General features: G+C 76.5%; 9 protein-coding genes. 3 read left to right on the forward strand and 6 right to left on the reverse strand.

The window, feature by feature from the left end; genetic code table 11:
- From DT057_RS31660 to trxA, 3 genes are all read left to right on the forward strand, one after another.
- Positions 1-925 (forward strand): PD-(D/E)XK nuclease family protein (locus tag DT057_RS31660; protein ID WP_203236428.1); only part of this gene is annotated, 925 nt, incomplete at its 5' end.
- Positions 926-1,126: 201 nt separating this feature from the next.
- The gene (gene addA / locus DT057_RS31665) at positions 1,127-4,585 is read left to right on the forward strand and encodes a double-strand break repair helicase AddA (RefSeq protein WP_128566019.1); all 3,459 of its coding nucleotides are present in this window, start codon (positions 1,127-1,129) and stop codon (positions 4,583-4,585) included.
- 188 nt (positions 4,586-4,773) lie between these two features.
- Entirely contained in the window at positions 4,774-5,094 is a 321-nt protein-coding gene (gene trxA, locus DT057_RS31670; protein WP_128566020.1) for a thioredoxin, read from the forward strand.
- A 162-nt stretch (positions 5,095-5,256) separates the two neighbouring features.
- Here the strand turns inward: trxA and DT057_RS31675 are convergent, their stop codons facing one another.
- The 6 genes from DT057_RS31675 to DT057_RS31700 all read right to left on the reverse strand — a co-directional run bounded on the left by DT057_RS31675 (position 5,257) and on the right by DT057_RS31700 (position 11,193).
- Positions 5,257-6,150, reverse strand: a complete 894-nt coding sequence (locus tag DT057_RS31675; protein ID WP_128566021.1) for an outer membrane protein — start codon at positions 6,148-6,150, stop codon at positions 5,257-5,259.
- A gap of 163 nt (positions 6,151-6,313) precedes the next feature.
- Complete coding sequence (locus DT057_RS31680) at positions 6,314-7,639, reverse strand: bifunctional folylpolyglutamate synthase/dihydrofolate synthase (protein WP_128566022.1); 1,326 nt, start codon at positions 7,637-7,639, stop codon at positions 6,314-6,316.
- A gap of 207 nt (positions 7,640-7,846) precedes the next feature.
- Entirely contained in the window at positions 7,847-8,755 is a 909-nt protein-coding gene (gene accD, locus DT057_RS31685; RefSeq protein WP_128566023.1) for an acetyl-CoA carboxylase, carboxyltransferase subunit beta, read from the reverse strand.
- A gap of 27 nt (positions 8,756-8,782) precedes the next feature.
- Positions 8,783-9,613, reverse strand: coding sequence for a tryptophan synthase subunit alpha (gene trpA, locus DT057_RS31690; RefSeq protein WP_128566024.1), 831 nt, complete (start codon positions 9,611-9,613; stop codon positions 8,783-8,785).
- A 117-nt stretch (positions 9,614-9,730) separates the two neighbouring features.
- Positions 9,731-10,675 carry an ABC transporter ATP-binding protein gene (locus DT057_RS31695; protein ID WP_128566025.1) on the reverse strand — a complete coding sequence of 315 codons (945 nt, stop codon included), beginning with the start codon at positions 10,673-10,675 and terminating at the stop codon, positions 9,731-9,733.
- A 23-nt stretch (positions 10,676-10,698) separates the two neighbouring features.
- Positions 10,699-11,193 (reverse strand): hypothetical protein, encoded by a 495-nt coding sequence (locus DT057_RS31700; protein ID WP_128566026.1) that lies wholly within the window; start codon positions 11,191-11,193, stop codon positions 10,699-10,701.
- Between the last annotated feature and the right edge of the window lie 414 nt (positions 11,194-11,607).

Genomic DNA, 11,607 nt, shown 5'->3' on the forward strand with positions numbered 1-11,607 from the left:
CGCCCTCGACCGCGGCCGCGAGCCGGTGCCGCCGCGCCTGCGCCGGCCGGCGCCGCGGCCGGACCCCGCCCTGTTCCCGCGCTCGCTCAGCGTCACCGAGATCGAGACGCTGGTGCGCGACCCCTACGGCCTGTTCGCCCGCCACGTCCTGGGGCTCGACGCCCTCGAGCCCGTGGCGGTGCAGCCGAGCGCCAGCGACCGCGGCACCATCGTGCACGAGGTGCTGGGGGGCTTCGCCGAGCGCTACCCCGAGGCGCTGCCCGCCGAGGCCGAGGGCCTCCTCTACGACCTCGCCGCCAACGCCTTCGCGCCGATCGCGGACGCCTACCCGGAGCTCTACGCCGAGTGGTGGCCGCGCTTCGCCCGCATGGCCGACGCGTACCTCGCCTGGGAGGCCGAGCGCCGCCCGGGCCTCCGGCGCGTCCACGCCGAGACCGGCGGGCGCTGGGCCCTCGACCTGCCCGGCGGCACGGTGTTCACCCTGCGGGCCCGCGCCGACCGGATCGAGGCGCGCCGCGACGGCGGCCACGCCATCATCGACTTCAAGACCGGGCAGCCGCCGAGCGCCCGGGAGGTCTTCGCCGGGTTCTCGCCCCAGCTCACGCTCGAGGCCGCGATGCTGCGCGCCGGCGCCTTCCGGGACCTCGGCCCCGCGGCCGAGACGCCCGACCTCCTCTACATCCGGGCCGGCGGCGGCAAGGTCCCGCTCGACCCGACGCCGCTGCGGGCGCCCCGGGGCGAGGCGCGGAGCCTCGCCGACATCGTCGACGCGCACGTCGCCGGCCTGCGCCGCCTCGTCTCCGGGTTCCTCGACGGCGAGGCCGCCTACCTGTCGCGGCCCTACCCGAAATACGCCAAGGCCTACTCGGACTACGACCACCTGGCGCGGGTGAAGGAGTGGTCCCTGGCGGGGACCGAGGAGTAGGGGCGGGGCCCGGCCGCCGGCCCGCGCTCCCCCGGCGCTTCGCCCCCGCCCGGCCCGCCCGGCTGTGCCCGCGGCGCCACACCGCCCCGCAAAGCCTGTGCACAAGCCGCGATCCGCGCCCGCGCGCATCCCGCCCGGCAACCGCGGCGGGGCAGAGTGCTCGGCGATTCGGCCCGCCGGGCGGGACGCGCGGAGGCAGGCATGGGCATCGAAGGCTTCGTGGTCGACGGGCTCACGCAGGCGGCGCAGCGGCGCGCGGCCGATCCGCGGGCCTCGGCCTGGGTCTCGGCCAACGCGGGGGCGGGCAAGACCAAGGTGCTCACCGACCGGGTGGTGCGCCTCCTGCTGCACGGGGCGGTGCCCTCGAAGATCCTGTGCCTGACCTTCACCAAGGCGGCGGCCGCCAACATGGCGATCCGGGTGTTCGAGCGGCTCGGCCGCTGGGTCACCCTCGACGCCGCGGCGCTGCGGGCCGAGCTCGCGGAGCTCGAGGGCGAGGCGCCGGACGCCGCCACCCTGCGGCGGGCCCGGCGCCTGTTCGCCCGGGCGGTCGAGACGCCCGGGGGCCTCAAGATCGAGACCCTGCACGCGCTCTGCGAGCGCCTGCTGCACCTCGTGCCGTTCGAGGCCAACGTGCCGGCCCGGTTCGTGGTCCTGGACGAGGCCCAGACCCGCGAGGCCATCGACCGCTCCATCGACAACGTGCTCGCCGACGCGGTTGACGGGCGCCACCCGGCGCTCGCCGACGCCCTCGCCCTCGTGGCCCCGGAGGCCTCCGGCGAGGCCCTGCGCCGGGTGATGGTCGCCGCCGTCCAGAACCGGGCGATGCTCGGCCATCCCGAGGGGCTCGACGGGGGGCTGGAGCGCCTGCGCGCGGCCCTCGGCCTCGCACCCGGCGAGACCGTCGCGGCGGTCGAGGACCGGATGCTCGCGGGGGCGCCCGGCGACTGGGCCGGCCTCGCCGCGCGGCTGCGCACCGGCAAGGCCACGGACGAGAAGCGCGCCGACGCCCTGGCGCTCGCCGCCGGCGCCGAGGCGGCCTGGCGGCTGCCGCTCTACCTCGCGGTGTTCTTCAAGGAGGACGGGGAGGGCGAGCCCTACGCCGCCGCGACTCTCGGCACGAAGGCGGTCCCGGCGCAGGCCAAGGACCTCCTCGTCGCCGAGCAGGCCCGGCTCGCGGGCCTGCGCGACACCCTCAAGGCCGCCCGGGCCCTCACCCGCACCCGGGCGCTGTTCACCCTCGCGGCCGAGATCCACCGCCGGGTCGAGGCCCAGAAGGCGCGCCTCGGCGCTCTCGACTTCGACGACCTGATCCACAAGACCCTCGACCTCCTCGCCCGGGTCGACTCGGCCTGGGTGCTCTACAAGCTCGACCGCGGCGTCGACCACGTGCTGATCGACGAGGCGCAGGACACGAACCCCCAGCAATGGGAGATCCTGCGCCGCATCACCGAGGATTTCTGCGCCGGGGAGGGGGCCAGGGCGCCCGGGCAGGGCGGGCTCGCCCGCACCCGCTTCGCGGTGGGCGATCCCAAGCAGTCGATCTACAGCTTCCAGGGCGCCGCGCCCGAGGAGTTCGAGACCACGCGGCGGGCCTGGCGCGAGGCGGCCCTCGGGGCGGCGCTGCCGTTCTGGGACGTCGGCCTCACCCTCTCGTTCCGCTCGGCCCGGGGCGTGCTGCGGGCCGTCGACGCCACGTTCGCGCTCGACGCCCATTACCGGGGCCTCTCGTTCGGGGACGCGGCCGTCGGCACCGTCCACTCCACGGCGCGCGTCCGGGCGCCGGGCCGGGTCGAGCTCTGGCCCGTCGAGCGGCCCTCGCCCGAGGCGGAGCCCGACGCCTGGACGCAGCCCGTCGACGCCGTCGAGCCCGGCGCCCCGGCCCTGGTGGCGGCGCGCCGGGTGGCGCACGCCGTGCGGCTCTGGACCACGTCCGGCGACGAGGCCGGGCGGGTCTGGCGGCCGGGCGACGTCCTGATCCTGGTGCGCAAGCGCTCCGCCGCCTTCGAGGGCGTGATCCGCGCCCTCAAGGCGGAGGGCGTCCCGGTGGCGGGCCAGGACCGCCTCGACATCGCCGCCCACATCGCGGTGCTCGACCTCGTGGCGGCGGGCCGCGCGGCGCTGCTGCCCGAGGACGACCTGACGCTGGCCACCGCCCTCAAGACCCCGCTCGTCGCCCTCACGGACGACGACCTCGTCGCGATCGCGGCCGGCCGCGACCCGGCCGAGCCCCTGGCCGGCGCGCTCGCCCGCCGGGCCGGGGCCGGCTGCGCCGCCGCCGCGCGGGGCGCCGCCGCCCTGGCCGGATGGCGGGACCTCGCGAGGCGGCACGGGCCCTTCGGCTTCTACGCCGCCCTGCTCGGGCCCCTCGGGGGCCGGGCGCGGCTCGTCGCGCGCCTCGGCGGCGAGGCCGGGGACGCCATCGACGTCTTCCTCACCGCGGCGGCGCAGGCCGAGGCGGGCGCCGACGCCCCCTCGCTCACGGGCTTCCTGTCCCGCTACGCCCCGAGCGGCGGCCGGGACGCGGGCGGCCACACGGTCAAGCGCGACCTCGACGCCGCCCGCGACGAGGTCCGGGTGATGACGGTGCACGGCGCCAAGGGCCTGGAGGCCCCCCTCGTGGTGGTGCTCGACGGCTGCGAGGCCCTCGGCCGGGGCGACCCGCCGCTGCTCCCGGTCCGGACGCCGGCCGGCACGGTCCCGGTCTGGTCGGGCGCGAAGGCGCACGACAGCGCCGCGGTCGCGGCCGCCCGCGAGGCCCTGCACGAGCGGGCCCGCGAGGAGCACAACCGCCTGCTCTACGTCGCCATGACGCGGGCGAAGGACCGCCTGGTGATCGCGCCCTTCGCGGGCCACGACAAGGAGACCCCCGCCGAGGCCTGGTGCGAGATGGTGCGGCGCGGGCTGGTCGCCGAGTTCGGCGGCGCCGCCCTCGCCGAGATGCCCTACGGCCCGGCGGATTGCTGGAGCGAGGGCGCCTCCCTGCCCGGGGCCGCGGCCGAGCCCGGTCCGCGGCCGGAGCCGGAGCCCCTGCCGGACTGGCTCCACCGCCCGGTCCCGCCGGAGGCCGAGCCGCTGCCCCCGCTGCGGCCCTCGGGCCTCGGCGCCGCGGACGAGCCCCGCCGCTCGGACGCCCGCTCCAGCGATCCGGCGGCGCGCCGCCGCGGCGTCCTCGTGCACGCGCTCCTCGAGCACCTGCCGGGGCGGGCGCCGGAGCGCCGGGCCGAGGCGGCGGACGCCTTCCTGGCCGCGCGCGCGCCCGGCCTCGGCCCGCGCGAGCGCGCCGGGATCGTGGCGGAGGTGCTGCGGCTCCTCGCGGATCCCGACCTCGCGGTGCTGTTCGGCCCGGCGGCGCGGCCGGAGGTGACGCTGTCGGGGCGGATCCTGCTCGGCGGCGTCGAGCGGCCGGTGCACGGGCGGGTCGACCGGATCGCCGTCACCGACGCGGCGGTCTGGCTCGTCGACTTCAAGACCGGCCGGCCGCCGGCCCCGGGCGCGCCGGTCCCGGCCGGGCAGGCCGGGCAGGTCGCCCTCTACGCGCGCCTTCTCGCGGCGATCTATCCGGGCCGGGCGCTGCACCCGCTCCTCGTCTGGACCGCCGGCCCGGTGGTGCGCCGGCTGGCGGCGGCGGAGTGCGAGGCGGCCCTGGCAGCGCTCTGAGGCGGCCCGCGCGGGCCGGGGCCGCGTCCGCGCGGGCCGGGGCCGCACGTCCTGTGCGTCAGCGCACCGCGCCGATGGGGACGGCCCGACGGGCGCGCTTGATCGCCCTCCCGGCGGTTCCTAACTTGGGCCCACGCGGGACGGCCGGCGTCATCGGCTCTCATCCCCGAACGGAAAGGTTTAGTGCGATGGCAACCGTGAAGGTGACCGACGCGAGCTTCAAGCAGGACGTGCTGGACTCGGCCGAGACCGTGGTGGTGGATTTCTGGGCGGAGTGGTGCGGCCCCTGCCGGGCGATCGGGCCGGCGCTGGAGGAGATCTCCGGCGAGATGCAGGGCCGCGTGAAGATCGCCAAGGTCAACGTCGACGAGAATCCCGGGATCGCCTCCGAGTACGGCATCCGCTCGATCCCGACGCTGATGATCTTCAAGGACGGCAAGCTCGCCAGCCAGAAGGTCGGCGCTGCCCCCAAGGGCGACCTCTCGCGCTGGATCCAGGCGAGCGCCTGACCGCCGCCCCCGAGGCCCGAACGCGAGAAGCCCGGCCGGGAGGCCGGGCTTTCTTCGTCGGGCCGGCGCGCCGGCCGGGGGCCGGGCGCGGCCCGCGCGAACGGAAAGAGCCCGGCCTCCCGGCCGGGCTCTTCTCGCCGTCGCGATGACGGAACCTGGGTCCTACCAGGTGCCGAACTTGTAGTTCAGGCCGGCGCGGACCACCGCGAACTCGTCCGAGCGGCGGCGGTTGTTGTAGTTGACCGCGATCACGTCGGGGTCGCCGATCGCCACCGTGCGGGCACCCGCCACCGCGAACGCGCCGTTGAGGCCCGTGCCGCGGTCGAGGTTGACGTACAGGCCTTCGATCTTGATCGTCACGGCCGACGACCGGAAGAAGTTCAGGAAGGAGTCGGTCGGCAGGGCGTACTCGACGCCGCCGCCGGCGACCCAGCCGGTCTTGAAGTCGTCGGTGGAGCGGTTCGGCAGGCCGAAGTCGCGCCCGCCGCCGCTGCCGTACGCGAAGCCGCCGGTGCCGTAGAACAGGACGCGGTCGAAGGCGTAGCCGAGACGACCCCGGACGGTGCCGAAGAAGTCGAGGCCCGACAGGCCGTTCGGGTTGAACACCAGCGCGCCCGGGTTGAGGGCGCCGCCCGGCACGGTCGCGAAGGCGAACCGGTTCCGGTCACGACCGAAATCGACGTACTGCGCGTCGGCCTCGATGCCGACCACGACGCCGTTGCCGGGCGTGAACTGGTAGTTGTAGCCGATCTGGCCGCCGCCGACGAACCCGTCGATGCTGTTACGGCCACCGAACGCCAGGACGCCGGTGGTCGGGCCGGCGGCCGTGCTGAACAGGCCGGTGGTCGGGCCGACGCCGACGACGGTCGCGCGGTTGTTGTTGTTGTCGCTGGCGTCGAAGCCGTAGCCGGCGTTGAAACCGGCGTAGAAGCCGGTCCAGGTGAACACCGGCACCGGCGTGAACACCGGCGGCGCCGCGCGGCGCGGCAGGTCGGCGGCCGAGGCGGCCGACGTCAAGGCAGTGAAGGCCGCAAACGCTGTCAATAACTTCTTCATGATGGTCCCCAGCAGGTTCCCCGATCCCGGCCAAGCTAGACCATTTTCCACAGCCACGATGTAGCAGACGGGCCACATCGCGGCCCGAACGGCACAATCGGTGCGAGCGCAACAGCGGCTCGCCCGCGAGGCGGCGGCAGGCTCCCGCCCGGGGTCGGCGCCGTCAGGCCGGGGGCGTGCCGTTGGCCGTGAGGACGGCGCCCGCCAGGTAGAGCGAGCCGCAGATCAGCACCCGGGGCGGCCGGTCCCAGGCCCGGTCCTCGAGGCCGACCAGGGCGGCCTCGATGCTCGGCGCCGTCTCGGCGCTGAGGCCGACGCGGCCCGCGATCGCCGCCACCTCGTCGGCGGGGCGCGCCGCGAGCTGGCCCGACATCGGCACCGCCACGAGGAGGCGGGCGAGGCCGACGAAGTTCCTGAGGAAGCCTTCCGCGTCCTTGGTGCCGAGGAGCCCCGTCACCAGCACCAGGGGCGCGTCGGCACGCTCCTGCATGTCGGCCATGGCGGCCGCGAGGATGCGCCCGCCATCGACGTTGTGGCCGCCGTCGAGCCACAGCTCGGCGCCCGGCGGGATCAGTCCCGGCAGGCGGCCGCGGCTCAGGCGCTGCAGGCGGCCCGGCCAGTCGACCGCCGCGAGGCCGGCCTCGAAGGCCTCGATGCCGATGTCCCCGAAGCCCGCCGCGCGCAGGGCCGCGATGGCGGTGCCCGCGTTGACGATCTGGTGGCGGCCCGCGAGCCGGGGACGGGGCAGGTCGAGGAGGCCGCTCTCGTCCTGGTAGACGAGCCGGCCGCGCTCCTCGTGGGCGGAGAAGTCCTGGTTGCCGACCAGGATCGGCCCGGCCCCCGAGGCCTCGGCGCGGGCGCACAACACGGCGTCCGCCTGCGCGTAGTCCTGCGGCGCGATCACGGCCGGGCAGCCGCGCTTGAAGATGCCGGCCTTCTCGCCCGCCACCGCCTCGACGGTGTCGCCCAGGTACTCGGCGTGGTCGCGCCCGATCGGCGTCACCACGGCGGCGGCCGGCCGGTCGATGACGTTCGTCGCGTCGAAGCGCCCGCCGAGGCCCACCTCGAGCAGCAGCACGTCGGCGGGCGCCTCGGCGAACAGCACCAGCGCCGCCGCCGTGGTGATCTCGAACACCGTGATGGGCTCGCCGGCGTTCACCGCCTCGCAGCGCGCCAGGGCGTCGGCGAGGCGGTCCTCGGCGACGAAGCGGCCGCCGCCCACCGCGCCGAGGCGGATGCGCTCGTGGAACCGCACGAGGTGCGGCGAGGTGTAGACGTGCGCCGCGAGGCCGCCGGCCTCCAGGATCGCCCGCATCGTGGCGATGGTGGAGCCCTTGCCGTTGGTGCCGGCCACGTGGATCACCGGCGGCAGGCGACGCTCCGGATGCCCGAGCGCCGCCAGCAGGCGCTCGATCCGGCCGAGCGACAGGTCGATCGTGCGCGGGTGCAGGGCCAGGAAGCGCGCCATCAGGGCGTCGGAGGATTCCATCGAGGCGTCGTCCGGTGCTTGGTGCCAGGAGCTCGTCGCGGCGTCCGCCGGTCCACCCTCGGGCGCGGCCCTGGACGGCGAGGGGATCAGACTTGCCGGGCGCCAGCAAGCCCGACTTATGCGGGCCGGAGGGCGCCGCGGCGCGAGAGGTGCCGGGACCGGCGCGCGGGGCCCGGCGGGCCACGCTCCGGCGTTCGGTCCCCCGCCTCAGGCGGCTTCGGGCTCGGGCGCCGGATTGCCGAGGGCCTCGGCCGTGGCGGGCGCCTGCGTGAGCAGGCCGCACAGGCGCGCGATCGTCGCCTTCAGGTCGCGCCGGTGCACCACCTGGTCGACCATGCCGTGCTCCTTGAGGTACTCGGCGCGCTGGAAGCCGTCGGGGAGCTTCTCCCGGATGGTCTGCTCGATGACGCGCGGGCCGGCGAACCCGATCAGCGCCCCGGGCTCGGCGAAGTGGACGTCGCCCAGCATGGCGTAGGAGGCGGTGACGCCGCCGGTGGTGGGGTTCGTCAGCACCACGACGTAGGGGAGCTTCGCGGCGTTGAGCCGGCGCACCGCCACGGTGGTGCGGGGCATCTGCATCAGCGACAGGATGCCCTCCTGCATCCGGGCGCCGCCGGAGGCCGCGAACAGCACGTAGGGCGTGCGCTTGTCGAGGGCCGTCTCGGCGCCGCGCACGAAGGCCTCGCCGGCCGCCATGCCGAGGGAGCCGCCCATGAAGCCGAAATCCTGCACCGCCAGCGTCATCGGCAGGCCGCCGACCCGGCCGAAGCCGATCTTGAAGGCGTCGGTCATACCGGTCTTGGCGCGGGCGTCCTTCAGGCGGTCGGCGTAGCGCTTCTCGTCGCGGAACTTCAGCGGATCGGCCGCCACCTCGGGCAGGGGCACGTCGAGCCAGGTGCCCTGGTCGAACATCAGCTTGAGCCGCTGCTGGGCGGTGATGCGCAGGTGGTGCTCGGAGCCCGGGATCACCCAGGAATTGGCCTCCACCTCCTTGTGGAACACCATCTGCCCGGTCTCCGGGCACTTCACCCACAGGTTCTCGGGCGTCTCGCGCTTGAACAGGGTCTTGATCCGCGGGCGCACGACCTCGGAGATCCAGTTCATCGGCTCGACCATCGGCGCTTCTCCTGTCTCAAGGGCCCGTCAGGCGGCGCGGCCGGCGCGGACGCCGGCGGCGAGCTCGCGCACCAGGGCCGCCACCGCCTCGGCCGACCCGGACGTGGCGCGGCCCTGGAGGTCGAGGGAGCGGGCGAGCGCGTCGACGAGGGCCGAGCCCACGACGACGCCGTCCGCGCCCCGGGCGATCGCCGCGGCGTGCGCGCCGGTCCTGACCCCGAAGCCCACCACGATCGGCAGGCGCGTGTGCCGTCGGATGCGCGCCACCGCCTCGGCCACCGCGGCGAAATCCGGCGACGCCGTCCCGGTGATGCCGGTGATCGACACGTAGTAGACGAAGCCCGCCGTGTTCGCGAGCACCGCCGGCAGGCGGCGCTCGTCCGTGGTCGGGGTGGCGAGGCGGATGAAGGCGAGCCCGGCCGCGATCGTCGGCAGGCAGAGCTCGTCGTCCTCCTCGGGCGGCAGGTCGACGACGATCAGCCCGTCGATGCCGGCCTCCTGGGCTTGCGCGAGGAAGCGCTCGACGCCGTACGTGTAGATCGGGTTGTAGTAGCCCATCAGGATCACCGGCGTGCCGGCGTTCCCCTCCCGGAACCGGCGCACCAGCCCGAGGGTCTTCTCGAGGGTCTGGCCGCCCTTGAGGGCGCGCAGGCCCGCGGCCTGGATCGCCGGCCCGTCGGCCATGGGGTCGGTGAAGGGGAGGCCCAGCTCGACGATGTCGGCGCCGGCCTCCGGCAGGGCCCTGAGCACCCGCAGCGAGGTCTCCGGGTCCGGATCGCCCGCCATCACGTAGGTGACGAGGGCGGCGCGGCCCTCCGCGCGGCAGCGGGCGAAGGTGTCGTCGAGGCGGGTGGTCATCGGGCGTCGGGCCTTCGGTTCCGCACGGCGCGGGCGCCAGCGGCGGCGATGGGGCTGCCGGGGCGGGCGGAGAGCGTCGCGCCTACACCATCGGGCGCCGCAGGTGAAGCGGGCGCCTCACGGGGGGCCGCGCTCCGGCCCGCCCGCGGCGGCCCGGACCGCCGCCAGGGTGACGATCCGGGGCGAGCCGGCGACGCCGACCCGGTCCGCGCCGCTCGCCAGCATGAGCGCGAGCGCGTCCTTGAGCGAGGCCTCCGGGGCGAGCGCCGGCGCTCCCGGCGCGCTCCCGGCCTCGGCATGGGCCTCCGCCGGCAGGAGCGCGAGGCGCCGCAGCAGCCGGTCGCCGCCCACGAACTCCGCCGCGAAGGCGTCCGCCGGGCGGGCGAGCAGCCGCGCGGGCGCGTCCGCCTGGACGATCCGCCCCTCGCGCATCAGGGCGATCCGGTCGCCCATCCGCACCGCCTCGTCCATGTCGTGGGTGACCATCAGGACCGTCTTGCCGAGCCGCCCCAGGATCGCCCGGATCTCGCCCTGGAGCCGCCCGCGGGCCACCGGGTCGACGGCGCCGAAGGGCTCGTCCATGAGCAGCACCGGCGGGTCGGCGGCGAGCGCCCGGGCGACGCCGACGCGCTGGCGCTGGCCGCCCGAGAGCGCGTCCGGCCGGCGCTCGCGGTAGGCGCCGGGATCGAGCCCGACGAGGTCGAGCATCGCGTCGACCCGCTCGGCGATGCGCCGGCGCGGCCAGCCGAGGAGGCCCGGCACCGTCGCGACGTTGTCGGCCACGCTGCGATGGGGAAACAGCCCGACGCCCTGGAGCACGTAGCCGATCCGACGCCGCAGCGCGATCGGATCGAGGCCCCCGACGTCCTGCCCCTCGACCAGGACGCGGCCGGCGCTCGGCACGATCAGCCGGTTGACCATCCGGAGCGCCGTCGACTTGCCGCAGCCGGACGGGCCGATCAGCACGCAGGTCGTGCCGGCCTCGACCGCGAGGTCGAGGGCGTCGACGGCGGGGCGGGGCTGCCCCGGATAGGATCTCGAGGCCGCCTCGAACCGGATCATGGCCGGGCCGCTTTGGAAGCCGCTCAGCAGCCGTGGCAGATCGAGCCGAGGGTGCGCTTCATGCGCGAGTCCCAGGCCTTGTCCCGCGCCTCGGCGGCGTTCTGCGCCCGGCGGGCGGCCTCGGCGGTGTCGGCCCGGGCCGCCTCTCCCTTGGCCGCCTCGCCCCTCGCCGCCTCGCCCCTCGCCGCCTCGCCGCGGCCGGCGGAGCCCTTGCCGGCCCCGGGCCGGGCCCGGTCGGGTCTCGCCGCCTCCGGCCTCGGCGCGTCGGGCCTGACGGCGTCGGGACTCACCGCCGCGTCGATCCGCCGGGGCTGGCGCTTGCCCACGGGTCCGGTCGCCGGAGGCGCGCCGGGCGCCAGGACGCCGTCCGAGGTCGCGGGCGCGGCGCCGGGAACCGCGGCGCCGGCCGCGGGCGAGGCCGCGGGGCCCGGCGCCAGGGGTTCCGTCTGCGCCAGGGCGAGGCCGGGCAGGATCGCGAGCGCGAGGCTGAGTGACGCCGTGGCGAGGGGGATACGCATGCTGCCTCTCGGAGGATCGATGCGCGAGCCGGCGGACGGCGTGGCGGCTCGCGCTCACGTGAACCTGGGCCTTCAGTGTAGCGGAAAACGTGGGAGCGCCGCCAGGGCCCCGCCGGGGTTGTGAACGCCCCCGCCAGGGGTTGTGAACGCCCCCGCGGCCCGGCCGCGCCGCGCCCGGGCCGCGGGGGCGGGGTGACACCGCGGCCCGGCCCGGCCACACTTCGGGCAGCCTCGATCTCCGGGCGGAGCCGCATGCTGTTGACCATCGCCGATCCCGTGGCGGCGCCGGCCCGGGACCTCTCCGGCCCGCGCGCCCCGTCCGGCCCGGGCGCACGCCCCGGGGAAGCCGCGCGGGCCCGCCCCCGGGGGACGCCGTGGCCGCCCCTCCGGGCGGGGGGGCGGCGGTGAGCCGCC

This window comes from Methylobacterium crusticola (assembly GCF_003574465.1).
Classification (GTDB): domain Bacteria; phylum Pseudomonadota; class Alphaproteobacteria; order Rhizobiales; family Beijerinckiaceae; genus Methylobacterium; species Methylobacterium crusticola.

Excerpts from the sequence above, each read along its gene's own strand:
- trxA (WP_128566020.1), top strand. The coding sequence starts at position 4,774 with ATGGCAACCGTGAAGGTGACCGACGCGAGCTTCAAGCAGGACGTGCTG.
- trpA (WP_128566024.1), bottom strand. The coding sequence starts at position 9,613 with ATGACCACCCGCCTCGACGACACCTTCGCCCGCTGCCGCGCGGAGGGC.
- DT057_RS31675 (WP_128566021.1), bottom strand. The coding sequence starts at position 6,150 with ATGAAGAAGTTATTGACAGCGTTTGCGGCCTTCACTGCCTTGACGTCG.
- DT057_RS31695 (WP_128566025.1), bottom strand. The coding sequence starts at position 10,675 with ATGATCCGGTTCGAGGCGGCCTCGAGATCCTATCCGGGGCAGCCCCGC.
- accD (WP_128566023.1), bottom strand. The coding sequence starts at position 8,755 with ATGGTCGAGCCGATGAACTGGATCTCCGAGGTCGTGCGCCCGCGGATC.
- DT057_RS31700 (WP_128566026.1), bottom strand. The coding sequence starts at position 11,193 with ATGCGTATCCCCCTCGCCACGGCGTCACTCAGCCTCGCGCTCGCGATC.
- DT057_RS31680 (WP_128566022.1), bottom strand. The coding sequence starts at position 7,639 with ATGGAATCCTCCGACGCCCTGATGGCGCGCTTCCTGGCCCTGCACCCG.
- addA (WP_128566019.1), top strand. The coding sequence starts at position 1,127 with ATGGGCATCGAAGGCTTCGTGGTCGACGGGCTCACGCAGGCGGCGCAG.